The organism is Escherichia fergusonii ATCC 35469 (assembly GCF_000026225.1).
In the GTDB taxonomy this organism is placed as follows: domain Bacteria; phylum Pseudomonadota; class Gammaproteobacteria; order Enterobacterales; family Enterobacteriaceae; genus Escherichia; species Escherichia fergusonii.
The window spans coordinates 2,489,522-2,509,156 of the sequence record NC_011740.1 but is presented as its reverse complement, the minus strand read 5'-3'; the positions used below and the strand labels follow the sequence as shown (position 1 = coordinate 2,509,156).

15 protein-coding genes and 7 tRNA genes are annotated in these 19,635 nt (G+C 51.2%); 5 read left to right on the top strand and 17 right to left on the bottom strand.

Features of this window, described 5'->3' with window-relative positions; all coding sequences use genetic code 11:
• Nucleotide 1 precedes the first annotated feature (1 nt).
• The 4 genes from corC to miaB form a co-directional block, all read right to left on the bottom strand.
• A complete protein-coding gene (gene corC / locus EFER_RS12350) occupies nt 2-880 on the bottom strand; it encodes a CNNM family magnesium/cobalt transport protein CorC (protein WP_001278605.1) in 879 nt (292 codons plus the stop codon).
• 89 nt (nt 881-969) lie between these two features.
• Complete coding sequence (ybeY, locus tag EFER_RS12345; protein ID WP_000084469.1) at nt 970-1,437, bottom strand: rRNA maturation RNase YbeY; 468 nt, start codon at nt 1,435-1,437, stop codon at nt 970-972.
• Complete coding sequence (locus EFER_RS12340; protein WP_001018040.1) at nt 1,434-2,474, bottom strand: PhoH family protein; 1,041 nt, start codon at nt 2,472-2,474, stop codon at nt 1,434-1,436. The genes ybeY and EFER_RS12340 overlap by 4 nt, the downstream gene beginning before the upstream one ends.
• 152 nt (nt 2,475-2,626) lie before the next feature.
• Nucleotides 2,627-4,051: a tRNA (N6-isopentenyl adenosine(37)-C2)-methylthiotransferase MiaB gene (gene miaB, locus EFER_RS12335; RefSeq protein WP_000162740.1), complete on the bottom strand. Its 1,425-nt coding sequence runs from the start codon at nt 4,049-4,051 to the stop codon at nt 2,627-2,629.
• A 145-nt stretch (nt 4,052-4,196) separates the two neighbouring features.
• Here miaB and ubiF point away from each other — a divergent pair, with 145 nt between their 5' ends.
• Nucleotides 4,197-5,372, top strand: a complete 1,176-nt coding sequence (ubiF, locus tag EFER_RS12330) for a 3-demethoxyubiquinol 3-hydroxylase (RefSeq protein ID WP_000184587.1) — start codon at nt 4,197-4,199, stop codon at nt 5,370-5,372.
• Nucleotides 5,373-5,378: 6 nt separating this feature from the next.
• Here ubiF and EFER_RS12325 read toward each other — a convergent pair whose 3' ends face one another.
• The 8 genes from EFER_RS12325 to EFER_RS12290 form a co-directional block, all read right to left on the bottom strand.
• A complete protein-coding gene (locus tag EFER_RS12325; RefSeq protein WP_001109103.1) occupies nt 5,379-5,963 on the bottom strand; it encodes a hypothetical protein in 585 nt (194 codons plus the stop codon).
• Between the two features lie 121 nt (nt 5,964-6,084).
• Nucleotides 6,085-6,159 (bottom strand) — tRNA-Gln (locus tag EFER_RS12320).
• Between the two features lie 37 nt (nt 6,160-6,196).
• Nucleotides 6,197-6,271 (bottom strand) — tRNA-Gln (locus EFER_RS12315).
• Nucleotides 6,272-6,319: 48 nt separating this feature from the next.
• Nucleotides 6,320-6,396: transfer RNA gene (locus tag EFER_RS12310), tRNA-Met, on the bottom strand.
• 15 nt (nt 6,397-6,411) lie between these two features.
• A tRNA-Gln gene (locus EFER_RS12305) sits at nt 6,412-6,486 on the bottom strand.
• 34 nt (nt 6,487-6,520) lie between these two features.
• A tRNA-Gln gene (locus tag EFER_RS12300) sits at nt 6,521-6,595 on the bottom strand.
• A 104-nt stretch (nt 6,596-6,699) separates the two neighbouring features.
• Nucleotides 6,700-6,784 (bottom strand) — tRNA-Leu (locus EFER_RS12295).
• 8 nt (nt 6,785-6,792) lie between these two features.
• Nucleotides 6,793-6,869, bottom strand: a tRNA-Met gene (locus EFER_RS12290).
• A 318-nt stretch (nt 6,870-7,187) separates the two neighbouring features.
• Here EFER_RS12290 and EFER_RS12285 point away from each other — a divergent pair.
• The gene (locus EFER_RS12285; protein ID WP_000943399.1) at nt 7,188-7,625 is read left to right on the top strand and encodes a hypothetical protein; all 438 of its coding nucleotides are present in this window, start codon (nt 7,188-7,190) and stop codon (nt 7,623-7,625) included.
• 41 nt (nt 7,626-7,666) lie between these two features.
• Here EFER_RS12285 and asnB read toward each other — a convergent pair whose 3' ends face one another.
• From asnB to nagB, 5 genes are all read right to left on the bottom strand, one after another.
• Nucleotides 7,667-9,331: an asparagine synthase B gene (asnB, locus tag EFER_RS12280; RefSeq protein WP_000337081.1), complete on the bottom strand. Its 1,665-nt coding sequence runs from the start codon at nt 9,329-9,331 to the stop codon at nt 7,667-7,669.
• Nucleotides 9,332-9,587: 256 nt separating this feature from the next.
• A complete protein-coding gene (gene nagD / locus EFER_RS12275) occupies nt 9,588-10,340 on the bottom strand; it encodes a ribonucleotide monophosphatase NagD (protein ID WP_000153129.1) in 753 nt (250 codons plus the stop codon).
• A 47-nt stretch (nt 10,341-10,387) separates the two neighbouring features.
• Nucleotides 10,388-11,608: a DNA-binding transcriptional regulator NagC gene (nagC, locus tag EFER_RS12270; RefSeq protein WP_000187590.1), complete on the bottom strand. Its 1,221-nt coding sequence runs from the start codon at nt 11,606-11,608 to the stop codon at nt 10,388-10,390.
• 8 nt (nt 11,609-11,616) lie between these two features.
• The gene (nagA, locus tag EFER_RS12265; RefSeq protein WP_000271142.1) at nt 11,617-12,765 is read right to left on the bottom strand and encodes an N-acetylglucosamine-6-phosphate deacetylase; all 1,149 of its coding nucleotides are present in this window, start codon (nt 12,763-12,765) and stop codon (nt 11,617-11,619) included.
• Between the two features lie 60 nt (nt 12,766-12,825).
• Nucleotides 12,826-13,626, bottom strand: coding sequence for a glucosamine-6-phosphate deaminase (gene nagB / locus EFER_RS12260; protein ID WP_001237072.1), 801 nt, complete (start codon nt 13,624-13,626; stop codon nt 12,826-12,828).
• A gap of 332 nt (nt 13,627-13,958) precedes the next feature.
• On the opposite strand from nagB, the gene nagE reads away from it, so the two are divergent.
• From nagE to chiP, 3 genes are all read left to right on the top strand, one after another.
• Nucleotides 13,959-15,905: a PTS N-acetyl glucosamine transporter subunit IIABC gene (nagE, locus tag EFER_RS12255; RefSeq protein ID WP_001023143.1), complete on the top strand. Its 1,947-nt coding sequence runs from the start codon at nt 13,959-13,961 to the stop codon at nt 15,903-15,905.
• 202 nt (nt 15,906-16,107) lie between these two features.
• Complete coding sequence (gene glnS / locus EFER_RS12250) at nt 16,108-17,772, top strand: glutamine--tRNA ligase (protein WP_001287164.1); 1,665 nt, start codon at nt 16,108-16,110, stop codon at nt 17,770-17,772.
• A 449-nt stretch (nt 17,773-18,221) separates the two neighbouring features.
• Nucleotides 18,222-19,628 carry a chitoporin ChiP gene (gene chiP, locus EFER_RS12245; protein WP_001258843.1) on the top strand — a complete coding sequence of 469 codons (1,407 nt, stop codon included), beginning with the start codon at nt 18,222-18,224 and terminating at the stop codon, nt 19,626-19,628.
• The last annotated feature ends 7 nt before the right edge of the window (nt 19,629-19,635 follow it).

The window sequence follows — 19,635 nt, the reverse complement described above, 5'->3', positions numbered from 1 at the left end:
TTTATTCATCCAGCTTTGGCTGGGGTGAGTCATCCGGGATTTTGACATGAACCTGAATAATACGCCGACTGTCAGCCATCGCCACTTTGAACTGGTAACCGTCGATGTCGATGGTTTCGCCACGTGCCGGAAGATGCCCAAACGCTTGCATCACCAGACCACCGATAGTGTCGACCTCTTCATCGCTAAAGTGGGTGCCGAAGGCTTCGTTGAAATCTTCGATGGAAGCCAGTGCACGCACGGTCCAGGTATGACGACTCAGCTGACGGAAGTCGATATCATCTTCTTCGTCATACTCGTCTTCAATCTCACCAACAATCAGTTCCAGGATATCTTCAATGGTCACCAGACCGGAAACCCCACCGAATTCGTCAATGACGATCGCCATGTGGTAACGCTGAGAGCGAAACTCTTTCAGCATCCGGTCTACGCGCTTACTTTCAGGAACGACAACCGCCTGACGTAACACTTTGTCCATGCTGAAGGCTTCGGCATCGCTGCGCATAAACGGCAGCAAGTCTTTCGCCATCAGAATCCCTTCAATGTGATCTTTGTCTTCGCTAATCACCGGGAAACGTGAGTGGGCGGACTCGATGATGACATCAAGGCATTCGTCCAGCGTCTGGTTGCGTTTCAGGGTAATCATCTGGGAGCGGGGGATCATGATGTCGCGAACGCGTTGGTCTGCGATGTCCATCACCCCTTCGAGCATATCGCGCGTATCTTCGTCGATAAGGTCGTTCTGCCCGGAATCACGGATCAGCGCCAGCAGTTCGTCACGGTTTTTCGGTTCACCGTGGAAAAGTTGGCTGAGTAACAGGGAGAAAAATCCCTTCTTGTTGCTTATCGTGTCACTACTGTGTGAATTGTCGTCGCTCATGGCGTCGTATGGGTTCTCATGTTAGTTAATCAAAACGCCGTCGTTAATCACCAACGGCGGGGACGTCTGCCAGTCAAATGCCTGGCAAATTATTCTTTCTCGGCAATGTACGGATCCTCATAGCCCAGAGCAAGCATAATCTCTGTTTCGAGGGCTTCCATTTCTTCTGCTTCGTCGTCTTCGATGTGATCGTAACCTAACAAATGCAGACTGCCGTGCACCACCATATGCGCCCAGTGCGCTTCCAGTGGTTTGCCTTGCTCTTGTGCTTCCTTCTCAACGACCTGACGGCAGATAACCAGATCACCCAGCAGCGACATCTCCATGCCAGGCGGTACTTCAAACGGGAAGGAGAGCACGTTGGTCGGCTTATCCTTACCGCGATAGGTCAGATTGAGGCTGTGGCTTTCGGCGGTATCGACCACGCGAATCGTCACTTCCGATTCTTCCTGAAACTGCGGGATCACCGCATTCAGCCATGTCTGAAACTGGCTCTCTTCCGGTAACCCGGAATTATCTTCACATGCCAGTTGTAAATCGAGGATCACCTGACTCATTTTTGTTCCTGTTCTTCGCGCTTGCGTTCTGCTGCCAGCGCCGCTTTTCGTTTTTGTTCGGCTTCTTCCCAGGCTTCATAAGCGTTAACGATACGCGCTACCACCGGGTGACGAACCACGTCTTCGCTGTGGAAGAAGTTAAAGCTGATCTCTTCGACATCGGCTAACACTTCGATAGCGTGACGTAAACCTGATTTAGTATTACGCGGTAAGTCGATCTGCGTGACATCGCCGGTAATAACCGCTTTTGAGTTAAAACCGATACGAGTCAGGAACATCTTCATCTGTTCGATGGTGGTGTTCTGGCTTTCATCGAGAATGATAAACGCGTCGTTCAGCGTACGACCACGCATATAGGCCAGTGGTGCGACTTCAATAACGTTGCGCTCAATCAGCTTCTCGACTTTTTCAAAGCCCAGCATTTCAAACAGCGCGTCATATAGCGGGCGCAGATACGGGTCCACTTTCTGACTTAAATCGCCAGGCAGGAAGCCCAGCTTCTCACCGGCTTCTACTGCCGGACGAGTCAGCAGAATGCGGCGGATTTCCTGACGCTCCAAAGCATCAACTGCCGCCGCTACCGCCAGGTAGGTTTTACCCGTACCCGCCGGGCCAACGCCGAAGGTAATGTCATGGTCGAGAATATTGGCGATGTACTGCGCCTGGTTTGGCGTGCGCGGTTTAATTACACCGCGTTTGGTCTTGATATTGACCGCTTTGCCATACTCCGGCACGCTCTCCGCACTTTGTTCCAGCACGCGCGCTTCTTTAATCGCAAGGTGGATCTGTTCCGGTTCAATATCCTGAATCTGACCGCGCATCGGGGCAGTATCGACATACAGGCTACGCAGAATGTCTGCCGCAGCGGTGACGCAAATCGGACGGCCGGTCAGTTTAAAGTGGTTATCACGGCGATTGATTTCGATGCCGAGACGGCGTTCGAGTTGTTTGATGTTGTCATCAAACGGGCCGCACAGGCTCAACAGACGTGCGTTGTCTGCTGGCTCCAGAGTGATTTCGCGAGTGTCTATGTTCAAACCGTTCCTCTTATCTGTATGCCGCCGGAAGCTGAACATTCACCGGCCTATAAGGAAATTATTCACGCCACAGGAAAAAGGCGCAAGCATTGCGATAAAGATGGGGATAAAGAGAGAAAAAACAAGGCCCACCGGAACGGTGGGCCTGAGAATTACGGCTGATAATAACCCACGCCCAGGTCATTTTCTTTGCGGGTACGGGCAATCACCGATTCCGGTGTTTCTGCCACGCGCAGACCCATTTCATCTTCAGTACGCACCACTTTACCGCGCAGAGAGTTCGGGTAGACGTCGGTAATTTCTACATCGACGAATTTACCGATCATATCCGGCGTGCCTTCGAAGTTAACCACGCGGTTATTTTCAGTACGACCGGAAAGCTCCATGATGCTCTTACGCGATGTACCTTCTACCAGAATACGCTGGGTGGTGCCGAGCATACGGCGGCTCCATGCCATCGCTTGCTGATTAATGCGCTCTTGCAGAATATACAGACGCTGCTTCTTCTCTTCTTCCGGAACATCATCAACCATATCAGCGGCTGGCGTACCTGGACGAGCGGAGAAGATAAAGCTATAGCTCATGTCGAAATTGACGTCGGCAATCAGCTTCATCGTTTTTTCGAAGTCTTCAGTGGTTTCGCCAGGGAAGCCAACGATGAAGTCAGAACTGATCTGAATATCAGGACGCGCCGCACGCAATTTACGGATGATCGCTTTGTACTCCAGCGCCGTGTGGGTACGTCCCATCAGGTTTAGAATGCGATCGGAACCGCTCTGAACCGGCAGATGCAGGAAGCTCACCAGCTCCGGCGTGTCGCGGTACACTTCGATGATATCGTCGGTGAATTCGATCGGATGGCTGGTGGTAAAGCGAATACGATCGATCCCGTCGATCGCCGCAACCAGACGCAGCAGATCGGCAAACGATCCGGTGGTGCCGTCGTAGTTCTCACCACGCCAGGCGTTCACGTTCTGACCGAGCAGGTTGACTTCACGCACGCCCTGAGCCGCAAGCTGGGCAATCTCAAACAGAATATCGTCGGAAGGACGGCTTACCTCTTCACCACGGGTGTAAGGCACCACACAGTAGGTGCAATATTTATTGCAGCCTTCCATGATGGAGACAAACGCGGTTGGTCCTTCGGCACGCGGTTCCGGCAGACGGTCAAACTTCTCGATTTCCGGAAAGCTGATATCTACAACCGGGCTGCGGTCGCCGCGTACGGAGTTGATCATCTCCGGCAGACGGTGCAGCGTTTGCGGCCCAAAAATAATATCAACATAGTGGGCGCGCTGGCGAATGTGCTCGCCTTCTTGCGATGCCACGCAGCCGCCGACGCCGATAATCAGGTCTGGATTCTTCTCTTTTAACAGTTTCCAGCGACCCAACTGATGGAAGACTTTTTCCTGAGCCTTCTCGCGGATTGAGCAGGTGTTCAGCAGCAGCACATCCGCTTCTTCCGCCACGTCGGTCAGTTGATAGCCGTGGGTGGCATCCAGCAGATCGGCCATCTTCGATGAATCGTACTCGTTCATCTGACAGCCCCAGGTTTTAATATGGAGTTTTTTGGTCATCGACTTGCTCTTGCGAAATAGTAGCCAGGAATGCAGGGCGCATAGTGTAATGCTTTGCTGCCGTTGTGACCAGTATGAGCGTTATCAGCCCTTGGGGGTAAAAATCCTGTAAACTTAAAGCATATTGCTAACAGGATGATTGACCATGACAAATCAACCAACGGAAATTGCCATTGTCGGCGGAGGAATGGTCGGCGGCGCACTGGCGCTGGGACTGGCACAGCACGGATTTTCGGTAACGGTAATCGAGCACGCAGAACCTGCGCCGTTTGTCGCTGACAGCCAGCCGGATGTGCGGATCTCGGCGATTAGTGCGGCTTCGGTATCATTGCTTAAAGGTTTAGGCGTCTGGGACGCGGTACAGGCCATGCGTTGCCATCCTTATCGCAGACTGGAAACGTGGGAGTGGGAAACGGCGCATGTGGTGTTTGATGCAGCCGAATTGAAGCTGCCGTTGCTTGGCTATATGGTGGAAAACACTGTCCTGCAACAGGCGCTGTGGCAGGCGCTGGAAGCGCATCCGAAAGTAACGTTACGTGTGCCAGGCTCACTGATTGCTCTGCATCGCCATAATGATCTTCAGGAACTGGAACTGAAGGGGGGCGAAGTGATCCAGGCGAAGCTGGTGATTGGCGCTGACGGCGCAAATTCGCAGGTGCGGCAAATGGCGGGAATTGGCGTTCATGCCTGGCAGTATGCGCAGTCGTGTATGTTGATTAGCGTACAGTGCGAGAATGATCCCGGCGACAGCACCTGGCAGCAGTTTACTCCGGACGGGCCGCGCGCGTTTCTGCCGCTGTTTGATAACTGGGCATCGCTGGTGTGGTATGACTCTCCGGCACGCATTCGCCAGTTGCAGAATATGAATATGGCGCAGCTCCAGGCGGAAATCGCGAAGCATTTCCCGTCGCGTCTTGGGTACGTGATGCCACTCGCCGCTGGTGCGTTTCCGCTGACGCGCCGCCATGCGTTGCAGTATGTGCAACCAGGGCTTGCGCTGGTGGGCGATGCCGCGCACACCATTCATCCGTTGGCGGGGCAGGGGGTTAACCTCGGTTATCGCGATGTTGATGCGCTGATTGACGTTCTGGTGAATGCCCGCAGCTACGGTGAAGCGTGGGCCAGTTATCCTGTCCTCAAGCGTTACCAGATGCGGCGTATGGCGGATAACTTCATTATGCAAAGCGGTATGGATCTGTTTTATGCCGGATTCAGCAATAATCTGCCGCCACTGCGTTTTATGCGTAATCTCGGGTTAATGGCGGCGGAGCGAGCTGGCGTATTGAAACGGCAGGCGCTGAAATATGCGTTAGGGTTGTAGTAGCTGTTACACCAGCCGCGAAAACAGCGTAACTCTTCTATTTCCTTTACACAGAAATCCCTGATACCAAAGGCTACCGCTGGTGGTGGTCAGGGATTCGCATTGCCATTTATCTGTGGCGAGAAGATACATCGTCCAGAAATTTTTGCTTATCGAAAACAAAATAAAAAACAGCACGCCTGCTGCGAGTAAGTCTTGCCCGGAGCCGGGTGTTGAGCGGAAATATTCATTGACCAGAAGTGCAATGCAGGCAAGTTGAAGAATAACCTTGCCAGCAAGACCGCGAACGAAAAACTGTTTCACCCTTTCTGTTGACCAGAAACAGGGGTTTTTCAAAACTTCACGTTGTTCCTCAGCTGGGAAACCATGGATGTAAACGATCCAGTGTGAGCTTTCGGTTAGTGTGAGTGCTGTTCCTGTTTCATTGAGACGGTGTATGCGCATTGATATAGCAACGGGGAAAACGATGCCGATAAAAACGATGTAAAAAAATGGGGCAGAAATACCAAATGAGGCAAGAACAATGCAAAGCAATGCGATAAGCAGCATGATGACTTTGGTAAAGAATGGCGAGAATAGCTGATAATTCATTGCAAGATCCTTTTGTTATGAAGGCAGCCAATGTATCACTGGTCATTAACGACCACTATTTATGGGTGATTTTTTCGGATTTCATAAAGCAAAAAGCTCGCCGAAGCGAGCTTTTCAAATGTGGCTGGGGTACGAGGATTCGAACCTCGGAATGCCGGAATCAGAATCCGGTGCCTTACCGCTTGGCGATACCCCAACTGGGTGCACTTACAAGGTAAGCATCTTGAATAAATTGGCTGGGGTACGAGGATTCGAACCTCGGAATGCCGGAATCAGAATCCGGTGCCTTACCGCTTGGCGATACCCCAACAAATTGGTTTTTGAATTTGCCGAACGCATTCGACATATCCAGAATTTGGTGGCTACGACGGGATTCGAACCTGTGACCCCATCATTATGAGTGATGTGCTCTAACCAACTGAGCTACGTAGCCAGATTGTTTCTTCGATGGCTGGGGTACCTGGATTCGAACCAGGGAATGCCGGTATCAAAAACCGGTGCCTTACCGCTTGGCGATACCCCAATAACCGGGCGATGAACCGCTTACTCGAAGAAGATGGCTGGGGTACCTGGATTCGAACCAGGGAATGCCGGTATCAAAAACCGGTGCCTTACCGCTTGGCGATACCCCAACAAATTTCTTACAGAATGGAGAACTTCAAACTATATCATTGCCAGCCGAGGTGGCTAACTTACAGCCTGGAGATACCCCATCTGTACAACGCTTTCTGGTGAATGGTGCGGGAGGCGAGACTTGAACTCGCACACCTTGCGGCGCCAGAACCTAAATCTGGTGCGTCTACCAATTTCGCCACTCCCGCAAAAAAGATGGTGGCTACGACGGGATTCGAACCTGTGACCCCATCATTATGAGTGATGTGCTCTAACCAACTGAGCTACGTAGCCATCTTTTTTCGCGATACCTTATCGGCGTTGCGGGGCGCATTATGCGTATAGAGCCTTGCAGCGTCAACCTCTTTTTCAAGGAAAATTGCTCGAAAGTGACTGTTTGGTTAGGTTGCGAACAGCGTGACGCTATATTCGTCAATTATTGTTTACTTTGTGTTTTTCTCTGCCGTTTCGTTGTGCAGGATGAAATTCGGAATTCAACAATGGTGCCGGAAAATTAATCTATGAAATACTGGCCCGTTGCAACAGGACAGGGCAGGGATCGCTACGCCTGCATCTCTGCCACCACTTCAGGCGATTTATTGAGGGAATAATATGCTGCGTTTTATAACTGCCTTGATGGGTACTTTATTACTTATGCAATCTGCGTTTGCCGATACTACCCGACCAGAAATCGGTAAATATGTCTTTGGCTATCGTGGGCAGGAAGGGGCGATGGTGTGGGTGATGCGGATAGGTCCGAAAGCGGCAAATGAAGCTCTCGTCCAGGTATCGCATGTTGATAATGACATTGATGGTCAGATTTTTCTCTGTAAAGTGAAAGCATTACAGGAAGGTGAAAAATCCTATTCCACGGTAATTAAAGGTGAATCTTTTGAGTTGTTGCGTCTGAAAGGGGGGAATGGAAGCTTGCATATCCCTGATGAACAGGCAACCTGGTCAGTAGCTTACAGTAATGAGCTTTCTGACAGCGATGTGGCTAACCCGGAGTATTTCCTCACTGCATATCAAAAGCAACTGGCGGGTAAATAATAGAAAACGCCCCGGATTTCTCCGGGGCAATACCACATTTCTTACTTATAGGCCGACTGGTGAACGCCAACCGCACGACCAGACGGATCGTCCATTTTCTTGAACGCCTCATCCCATTCAATCGCTTTAGCGGAAGAACACGCGACGGACGGGCCGCCCGGTACACACTCAGCGGCGCTCGGTAGCGGGAACAGTTCTTCAAAGATCTCCCGGTACAGATACGCTTCTTTTGAGGTCGGCGTGTTGTACGGGAAGCGGAAACGGGCAGTTTCCAGTTGTTGATCAGAAACCTGCTGCGCCGCCACTTCTTTCAGAGTGTCTATCCAGCTGTAACCGACACCATCGGAAAACTGCTCTTTCTGACGCCAGGCCACACTTGCAGGCAGGTACGACTCAAAACATTCACGCAGGATGTGTTTTTCCATCTTGCCGTTACCGCACATTTTATCCTGCGGGTTAATACGCATCGCCACGTCGAGGAATTTCTTGTCGAGGAACGGAACGCGCGCTTCCACGCCCCAGGCGGACATCGCTTTGTTGGCGCGCGCGCAGTCATACATATGCAGGGCCAGCAGTTTACGTACCGTCTCTTCATGCAGTTCTTTGGCGTTTGGCGCTTTGTGGAAGTAGAGATAACCGCCAAACACTTCATCAGAACCTTCACCGGACAGCACCATTTTAATGCCCATCGCCTTGATCTTACGCGACATTAAATACATCGGCGTTGAAGCGCGGATAGTCGTCACGTCATAGGTTTCGATGTGGTAAATCACATCGCGGATGGCATCCAGACCTTCCTGTACAGTGAAGTGAATTTCGTGATGCACAGTGCCCAGATGGTTTGCCACTTCCTGGGCTGCTTTCAGATCCGGTGAACCTGGCAGTCCTACGGCAAAGGAGTGCAACTGCGGCCACCAGGCTTCCGAGCGTTCCTGATCTTCCACGCGACGAGCGGCATATTTCTTGGTGATCGCGGAAATAATTGAGGAGTCCAGACCACCTGAGAGCAGCACGCCGTAAGGCACGTCAGACATCAGATGGCTTTTAACGGAATCTTCCAGTGCCTGACGCAGCTCGTTTTTGTCGGTCACGTTATCTTTCACCGCATCGTAGTCGAACCAGTCGCGATGATAATAAGAACGGATTTCGCCGTCCTGGCTCCACAAATAGCTCCCCGCCGGAAACTCTTTAATCGTGCGGCAAACTGGCACGAGAGCTTTCATTTCTGAGGCCACATACAGCTGACCGTGTTCGTCATAGCCCATATATAGTGGAATGATCCCCAGATGGTCGCGACCAATCAGGTAGGCATCTTTTTCGCTGTCGTACAGGGCAAAAGCGAACATGCCTTGCAAATCGTCGAGAAATTCTGGCCCTTTTTCCTGATACAGCGCGAGGATCACTTCGCAGTCAGACCCAGTCTGGAACTGGTAACGATCGCCATACTCGGCGCGCAAGGCCTGGTGGTTGTAGATTTCACCGTTTACCGCCAGTACGTGGGTTTTTTGTTGGTTGTAGAGAGGTTGCGCCCCTGCGTTAACGTCAACAATTGACAGACGTTCGTGGGCGAGAATGGCGTTATCGCTGGCATAAATACCGGACCAGTCCGGGCCACGATGACGCATCAGGCGTGACAGCTCGAGTGCTTTCTTACGCAGCTCAACTGCGTCTGTTTTGATATCGAATACGCCAAAAATTGAACACATAACCTTCTCCGTTAACCTGGTATTTGTTGCTTGTTGTGTTTGCTTGTTTAAAAAAATGCCGCAAAGCAGCACTATGCGCAAGCGATTTGGCAGGGGGAAAATAAAAAACGTAATGGTGATTGCTGATTGATGAAAAAGAGGAGGGTTTGGAGGTGTATTTATTGATGAATCGATATTTTTTTGCGGATTTTATTGAATGGGCGAATTTTAATGATGGGTAAAAATAAGAAACCACGCCCTGAGGCGTGGTTGCTATTCAGATAACGTCGATTTCAGCGACTGACGGGTAAATCCAGCTTGGGCGGAACGGCATACTGTCGATATCGTCGAGCGATGAAACACCAGAAAGCACCAGAATCGTCTCCAGACCGGCCTGGAAGCCCGCCAGAATGTCGGTGCGCAAGTTATCGCCGACAATCACCGTTTCTTCCGAATGCGCCTGCATTTTGTTTAATGCTGCGCGGATGATCCACGGACTCGGCTTACCAACATAGAACGGTTTACGTCCGGAGATTTTTTCGATCCCCGCGCATAGCGCGCCACAGGCCGGATAAAAACCGCGCCCGTGGGTGTCCGGGTTGGTGGCGATAAAGCGTGCACCGTTAGCGACGAAATAGGCTGCTTTATGCATCATGTCCCAGTTGTAGGAACGCGTTTCGCCAACAATCACAAAATCAGGGTTCACATCGGTAATAGTGAAACCGGCTTTGTACAGTTCATGAATCAGTGCCCCTTCGCCCACCACATACGCTTTCTTACCTTCCTGGCGACGCAGGAAATCGGCAGTTGCCATTGCGGAGGTATAAAACACGCTGTCCGGCACATCTACACCCGCAGTGGCAAAGCGGTTCGCCAGATCCTGCCCGGTCTGCGAAGGATAGTTGGTCAGCAACACCAGCGGCAGGCCTTTATCCATAATCCCGTGCAAAAATTCTGCTGCACCCGGTACGGCGACGTTATCGTGCATCAGCACGCCGTCGATATCGCAAATTACATTTTTAATGGTCATGGACTACCCAGAATATTGACAACAATAAGCGCCACTATAAAAGCACATTAATTTTCCAGCAAATGCTGGAGCAAAATACCGTTGAGCATGGCGCGTTTTACCAGCGCAAAAGCGCCGATTGCCGAGCGGTGATCCAGCTCAGAACGTACCACCGGCAGATTGGTGCGAAACGCCTTCAGCGCCTGGGTATTAATGCAGCTTTCAATAGCAGGGAGCAGCACTTTATCGGCTTCGGTGATCTCACCAGCGATAACAATTTTTTGCGGATTAAATAAGTTGATAGCAATGGCGATGGTTTTACCCAGATGACGACCGACATACTCAATCACTTCCGACGCCAGACCGTCGCCTTTGTTCGCGGCTTTGCAGATAGTTTTGATGGTGCAGTCGTCCAGCGGCACGCGACTCTGGTAGCCCTGCTTTAACAGATTCAACACCCGCTGTTCAATGGCGGCGTTGGCGGCGATAGTTTCCAGGCAGCCGAAGTTGCCGCAGTGGCAGCGTTCCCCCAACGGTTCGACCTGAATATGACCAATTTCACCGACGTTGCCGTTGCGACCGATAAAAATGCGCCCGTTAGAGATAATCCCGGCTCCGGTTCCGCGATGCACACGCACCAGAATTGAGTCTTCGCAATCCTGGCTTGCACCGAAGTAGTGCTCTGCCAGTGCCAGACTGCGGATATCGTGGCCGACAAAGCAGGTCACTTTAAAACGTTCTTCCAGTGCTTCTACCAGTCCCCAGTTTTCTACCTGAATATGCGGCATGTAATGAATTTTGCCGCTGTCCGGGTCAACAAGCCCTGGCAGGATCACGGAAATGGCGATCAGCTCGCGCAGTTTGCGCTGGTAGCTATCAATAAACTGAGCAATGGCATTCAGCAGGGCATGTTCCAGCGTTTGCTGAGTGCGTTCAGGCAACGGGTAATGTTCTTCTGCCAACACTTTGCTACTGAGATCAAACAATGTGATGGTGGCGTCATGACGACCAAGCCGTACGCCGATTGCGTGGAAATTGCGGGTTTCGGTGACAATGGAGATAGCGCGGCGGCCCCCGGTGGAGGCCTGCTGATCAACTTCTTTGATCAGCCCGCGTTCGATAAGCTGACGCGTAATCTTGGTTACGCTGGCGGGGGCAAGCTGGCTTTGCTCGGCAATCTGAATCCGCGAGATTGGCCCATACTGGTCAATCAGGCGATAAACCGCCGCGCTGTTAAGCTGTTTTACGAGATCAACATTACCTATCTGAGCTTGTCCGCCTGGTGTCATACTTTCTCTTATTGAGTTACGACCTCGTTACCGTTAACGATGGTCCTGGTGATTTTAAAATCAGGTGTGAATGCAGTCAGGTTGGCTACTTTACCAGCGGCGAGCGTGCCGAGACGTTTTTCAACGCCAATCGCACGCGCCGGATAGAGCGTCGCCATACGCAGCACTTCATCCAGTGCGATACCGCAATGTTCGACCAGATTACGCACGCCTTCAATCATGGTTAAGGATGAACCGCTTAACGTACCATTCTCATCCACACAAAGTCCGTTACGGTAGTATATTGTTTTACCCGCAAAAATGAACTGTTCAATGTTGGCACCTGCTGGCGCGGTGGCATCGGTAACCAGACACAGTTTGTCGCCTTTCAGACGTTTAGCGTTACGAATGTTGGCGTAATCAACATGCAGGCCATCAGCGATAATACCGCAATAAATGTCGGCTTCGTCGAGGATAGCGCCCGCCAGGCCCGGTTCACGACCGGTAATATACGGCATCGCGTTGTACAGATGGGTGGCAAAGGTAATCCCCGCGCGGAAACCGGCTTTTGCTTCTTTCAACGTCGCGTTGGAGTGACCGGCAGAAACCACAATCCCGGCATTTGCCAGTTTGCTGATCACTTCCGCAGGAACCATTTCCGGTGCCAGGGTCACTTTGGTAATGACGTCGGCGTTCTCACACAGGAAATCGACCAGCGCGGCATCAGGCTTACGCACAAAATTCGGATTATGGGTGCCTTTTTTTACCAGATTCAGCCACGGACCTTCCAGATGCAGACCTAACGCCTGATTCGGATGTTTTGCCAGGTACTCGCGCATTACGCGCACGCCCTGTTTCATCAGTTCATCGCTGGTAGTGATAAGCGTCGGCAGATAGTTGGTGCAGCCCGATTTCTCATTGGCTTTCTGCATGATTTCCAGCGTTTCCACGCTGACCGCCTCTGCGGTATCGTTAAACTGCACGCCGCCACAGCCGTTTAATTGCACATCGATAAAACCGGGGGAGAGAATGACCCCGTTCAGTGAACGTTGTTCAACCTCTGGCGGCAGTTCCTCTACCGGACAGAGGCTTTTAATCAGGCCATCAGCGATTACAACCGCGTGGTCATCAAGAAATTCGTGACCGGTAAAGATCCGGCCCTGGGTTAATGCATACATTCTGACCCCCGATTTAAAAAAAATATTGCCCTGAGCAAGGTGTCAGGGCAGGGATAACAATTACAGACCTTTGATATTTTCTGCTTCTAACTCATTGAAATATCTTAAAGTCTTAACTTTCAGCTCCATGGTGGAAGGTTCATCGCACACCATGATGGCTTTTGGATGCAGTTGCAGACAGCTGATGGTCCACATGTGGTTCACGCAACCTTCAACTGCGGCTTGCAGCGCCAGTGCTTTCTGGCTACCCAGCACCAGAATCATCACTTCTTCGGCATCCAGCAATGTACCAACACCGACAGTCAGGGCATATTTTGGCACTTGATTGACATCGTTATCAAAGAAACGAGAGTTCGCGACGCGAGTGTCATGAGTCAGGGTTTTGATACGAGTACGAGAAGCCAGAGAAGACGCTGGTTCGTTAAATGCAATATGACCGTCGTTACCTACACCGCCCATAAACAGATGGATTTTTCCGTAAGAACGGATTTTTTCTTCATACTGGCGGCACTCGGCGTCGATATCCGGGGCGTTGCCGTTGAGAAGATTGATGTTTTCTGCTGGAATATCAACGTGATCGAAGAAGTTACGGTGCATAAAGCTGTAGTAGCTTTCCGGATGCTCTTTCGGCAGACCGACATATTCGTCCATGTTGAAGGTGACAACGTGCTTAAAGCTGACCTGGCCTGCTTTATGCATTTCGACTAACGCTTTATAGGTGGTCATCGGCGTGCCGCCAGTCGGCAGGCCCAGAACAAACGGACGATCGGCAGTCGGTTTGAACGCATTGATACGATTGACGATATGGCGAGCAGCCCATTTGCCGACCTGTTCAGCGGTAGTCAGGGGGATCAGTCTCATTATTCACCTCAGTAAGTAAAATGTAAGCCGTTGGCGGATTAGGCATCTTTAAGCGTAACCTGGATTTGCGCAGACAGGCGTCAATCCGACCTGATTTTTTGAATGATAAAATAAGTTTTCTGGTTTAGCCAGTAAAAGGCAGTGATGATAACGATATTTGGTGACAAAACTCACAAAAGACACGCGTTTAATTTGCGATACGAATTAAATTTTCACACACTCTGTAGCAGATGATCTAACAATTTGATTACAGAACATCGGCAGTACAATTTGCAGCAAAATAAAAATACGGCTTTAAACGAGCCAAATTGGGTTCTCGTAGGGGGAATAAGATGAATATTTTAGGTTTTTTCCAGCGACTCGGTAGGGCGTTACAGCTCCCTATCGCGGTGCTGCCGGTGGCGGCGCTGTTGCTGCGATTCGGTCAGCCAGATTTACTTAACGTTGCGTTTATTGCCCAGGCGGGCGGTGCGATTTTTGACAACCTTGCGCTCATCTTCGCCATCGGTGTGGCATCCAGCTGGTCGAAAGACAGTGCAGGTGCGGCGGCACTGGCGGGTGCGGTAGGTTACTTTGTGTTAACCAAAGCGATGGTGACCATCAACCCAGAAATTAACATGGGTGTACTGGCGGGTATCATTACCGGTCTGGTGGGTGGCGTAGCCTATAACCGTTGGTCCGATATTAAACTGCCGGACTTTCTGAGTTTCTTTGGCGGCAAACGTTTTGTGCCGATCGCCACCGGCTTCTTCTGCCTGGTGCTGGCGGCCATTTTTGGTTACGTCTGGCCACCGGTACAGCACGCTATCCATGCAGGCGGCGAATGGATCGTTTCTGCGGGCGCGCTGGGTTCCGGTATCTTTGGTTTCATCAACCGTCTGCTGATCCCAACCGGTCTGCATCAGGTACTGAACACCATCGCCTGGTTCCAGATTGGTGAATTCACCAACGCGGCGGGTACGGTTTTCCACGGCGACATCAACCGCTTCTATGCCGGTGACGGCACGGCAGGGATGTTCATGTCCGGCTTCTTCCCGATTATGATGTTCGGTCTGCCGGGCGCGGCGCTGGCGATGTACTTCGCAGCACCGAAAGAGCGTCGTCCGATGGTTGGCGGTATGCTGCTTTCTGTTGCTGTTACTGCGTTCCTGACCGGTGTGACTGAGCCGCTGGAATTCCTGTTCATGTTCCTTGCGCCGCTGCTGTACCTCCTGCACGCACTGCTGACCGGTATCAGCCTGTTTGTGGCAACGCTGCTGGGTATCCACGCGGGCTTCTCCTTCTCTGCGGGGGCTATCGACTACGCGTTGATGTATAACCTGCCGGCCGCCAGCCAGAACGTCTGGATGCTGCTGGTGATGGGCGTTATCTTCTTCGTTATCTACTTCCTGGTGTTCAGTGCGGTTATCCGTATGTTCAACCTGAAAACGCCGGGTCGTGAAGATAAAGAAGACGAGATCGTTACTGAAGAAGCCAACAGCAACACTGAAGAAGGTCTCAATCAACTGGCGACCAACTATATTGCTGCGGTTGGCGGCACTGACAACCTGAAAGCGATTGACGCCTGTATCACCCGTCTGCGTCTGACCGTGGCTGACTCTGCCCGCGTTAACGATACGATGTGTAAACGCCTTGGTGCTTCTGGGGTGGTAAAACTGAACAAACAAACCATTCAGGTGATTGTCGGCGCGAAAGCGGAATCCATCGGCGATGCGATGAAGAAAGTCGTTGCCCGTGGTCCGGTAGCAGCAGCGTCAGCTGAAGCAACTCCAGCAACTACCACGCCTGTAGCAAAACCGCAGGCCGTACCAAACGCGGTGTCTGTCGCGGAGTTGGTATCGCCGATTACCGGTGATGTTGTGGCGCTGGATCAGGTTCCTGACGAAGCATTTGCCAGCAAAGCGGTGGGTGACGGTGTGGCGGTGAAACCGACGGATAAAATCGTCGTATCACCAGCCGCAGGGACAATCGTGAAAATCTTCAATACCAACCACGCGTTCTGCCTGGAAACCGAAAAAGGCGCGGAGATCGTCGTCCATATGGGTATCGACACCGTAGCGCTGGAAGGTAAAGGCTTTAAACGTCTGGTGGAAGAGGGCGCGCAGGTAAGCGCAGGGCAACCGATTCTGGAAATGGATCTGGATTACCTGAACGCTAACGCCCGCTCGATGATTAGCCCGGTGGTTTGCAGCAATATCGACGATTTCAGCGGCTTGATCATTAAAGCTCAGGGCCATGTCGTGGCGGGTCAAACGCCGCTGTATGAAATCAAAAAGTAATCTTCTTTATGCCTGATGCGACGCATGAGCGTCGCATCCAACAATGACAAGCGGTGGAGATCTTCTCTGCCGCTTTTTTTTTCATCATTCATCCCCATAATCGCAGTGAGTTTTTCGATTTTCTCTAACTAACAGTTGTCAGCCTGTCCCGCTTATAAGATCATACGCCGTTATACGTTGTTTACGCTTTGAGGAATCCGCGATGAGTGAGGCAGAAGCCCGCCCGACTAACTTTATTCGTCAGATCATCGATGAAGATCTGGCCAGTGGTAAGCACACCACAGTACACACCCGTTTCCCGCCGGAGCCGAATGGCTATCTGCATATTGGCCATGCGAAATCTATCTGCCTGAACTTCGGGATCGCCCAGGACTATAAAGGCCAGTGCAACCTGCGTTTCGACGACACTAACCCGGTAAAAGAAGATATCGAGTATGTTGAGTCGATCAAAAACGACGTTGAGTGGTTAGGTTTTCACTGGTCTGGTAACGTCCGTTACTCCTCCGATTATTTTGATCAGCTCCACGCCTATGCGATCGAACTGATCAATAAAGGCCTGGCGTACGTTGATGAACTGACACCGGAACAGATCCGCGAATACCGCGGCACCCTGACGCAGCCGGGTAAAAACAGCCCGTACCGCGACCGCAGCGTTGAAGAGAACCTGGCGCTGTTCGAAAAAATGCGTACCGGTGGTTTTGAAGAAGGTAAAGCCTGCCTGCGTGCGAAAATCGACATGGCGTCGCCATTTATCGTAATGCGCGATCCGGTGCTGTACCGCATTAAATTTGCTGAACACCACCAGACTGGCAACAAGTGGTGCATCTACCCGATGTACGACTTCACCCACTGCATCAGCGATGCGCTGGAAGGTATTACACACTCTCTGTGTACGCTGGAGTTCCAGGATAACCGTCGTCTGTATGACTGGGTACTGGACAACATCACCATTCCTGTTCATCCGCGCCAGTACGAATTCTCGCGCCTGAATCTGGAATACACCGTGATGTCCAAGCGTAAGCTGAACCTGCTGGTGACCGACAAGCACGTTGAAGGCTGGGATGATCCGCGTATGCCGACCATTTCCGGTCTGCGTCGTCGTGGTTACACGGCGGCTTCTATTCGTGAGTTCTGCAAACGCATTGGCGTGACCAAGCAGGACAACACCATTGAGATGGCGTCGCTGGAATCCTGCATCCGTGAAGATCTCAATGAAAATGCTCCGCGCGCAATGGCGGTTATCGATCCGGTGAAACTGGTTATCGAAAACTATCAGGGCGAAGGCGAAATGGTCACCATGCCGAACCATCCGAACAAACCTGAAATGGGCAGCCGTCAGGTGCCATTCAGCGGTGAGATTTGGATCGATCGCGCTGATTTCCGCGAAGAAGCTAACAAGCAGTACAAACGTCTGGTGCTGGGTAAAGAAGTGCGTCTGCGTAATGCTTACGTCATTAAGGCTGAACGCGTGGAGAAAGATGCCGAAGGCAATATCACCACTATCTTCTGTACTTATGATGCTGACACCTTAAGCAAAGATCCGGCAGATGGTCGTAAAGTCAAAGGTGTTATTCACTGGGTGAGCGCGGCACATGCGCTGCCGGTAGAAATTCGTCTGTACGATCGTCTGTTCAGCGTGCCGAACCCAGGTGCTGCGGATGATTTCCTGTCGGTGATTAACCCGGAATCGTTGGTGATCAAACAGGGCTTTGCTGAACCGTCGCTGAAAGACGCGGTAGCGGGTAAAGCATTCCAGTTTGAGCGTGAAGGTTATTTCTGCCTCGATAGCCGCCATTCTACGGCGGAAAAACCGGTATTTAACCGCACCGTTGGGCTGCGTGATACCTGGGCGAAAGTAGGCGAGTAATTTTAAGTTCTACCAGGCCGGGTGAGGCGTTTACGCCGCATCCGGCATGAAACATGCAAACAATCCAAAACGCCGCGCTCTGCGGCGTTTTTTTCTGCTTTTCTTCGCGAATTAATTCCGCTTCGCAATTTATCCATAGAACAAATTTAAAATCACAAACCATAATTAAATAAAATGTAACCGTTTTCATCTTGCTGGAAATTCACGCTTTTATTCTTCTGCAAGCCTTTCAACTGCAAACTTAAGCCTTGTAACAAAAATCATCAAAATATGTGCGGTTGCTCATGTTCTTACATTCTGGTTACAGAAAGAGATTGATAATTCGCGTCGCGAAAAATAGTCTGTTCCTGTAGTCAGCGAGACTTTTCTCAACGCTACTTTTTTAATTTTTATTTTTTTTCGCTGTTCACCTTTGGTGCAGCAATTTATACGTCAAAGAGGATTAACCCATGCGTACGTTTAGTGGCAAACGTAGTACGCTGGCGCTGGCTATCGCCGGTGTTACAGCAATGTCGGGCTTTATGGCAATGCCGGAGGCTCGCGCCGAAGGATTCATCGACGATTCAACCTTAACCGGCGGTATCTATTACTGGCAGCGTGAACGCGACCGTAAAGACGTTACCGACGGCGACAAATACAAAACTAACCTTTCTCACTCCACCTGGAATGCCAACCTCGATTTTCAGTCTGGTTATGCTGCTGATATGTTCGGCCTTGATATTGCCGCGTTTACGGCGATTGAAATGGCGGAAAACGGCGACAGCTCCCACCCGAACGAAATCGCGTTTTCGAAAAGTAATAAAGCTTATGACGAAGACTGGTCCGGCGATAAAAGCGGTATAAGCCTGTATAAAGCAGCGGCTAAATTTAAATACGGTCCGGTGTGGGCGCGGGCAGGTTATATTCAGCCAACCGGTCAGACGCTGTTAGCGCCGCACTGGAGCTTTATGCCGGGTACTTATCAGGGGGCGGAAGCGGGGGCGAATTTTGATTACGGCGATGCTGGTGCGTTGAGTTTCTCCTACATGTGGACCAACGAATATAAAGCGCCGTGGCATCTGGAAATGGATGAGTTTTATCAGAACGATAAAACCACCAACGTTGATTATCTGCACTCCATCGGTGCGAAGTACGACTTCAAAAATAACTTTGTACTGGAAGCGGCATTTGGTCAGGCAGAAGGGTATATCGATCAATATTTTGCCAAAGCCAGCTACAAATTTGATATCGCCGGTAGCCCGTTAACCACCAGCTACCAGTTCTATGGTACGCGCGATAAAGTTGACGATCGCAGCGTCAACGATCTTTATGACGGCACCGCCTGGCTGCAAGCGTTGACCTTTGGTTACCGGGCGGCTGACGTAGTGGATTTGCGTCTGGAAGGCACCTGGGTTAAAGCCGACGGCCAGCAGGGATACTTCCTGCAACGTATGACTCCAACCTACGCTTCCTCGAACGGTCGCCTGGATATCTGGTGGGATAACCGTTCTGACTTTAACGCCAACGGCGAAAAAGCGGTCTTCTTCGGTGCGATGTATGACCTGAAAAACTGGAATCTTCCAGGCTTCGCCATCGGCGCTTCCTACGTTTACGCATGGGATGCTAAACCCGCTACCTGGCAGAGCAATCCGGATGCGTACTACGACAAAAACCGGACTATTGAAGAGTCTGCATACAGCCTGGATGCGGTCTACACCATTCAGGACGGTCGTGCTAAAGGCACGATGTTCAAACTGCACTTTACCGAATACGACAACCACTCCGACATCCCAAGCTGGGGCGGTGGTTACGGTAACATCTTCCAGGATGAGCGCGACGTGAAATTTATGGTAATCGCACCATTCACCATCTTCTGATGCCCGA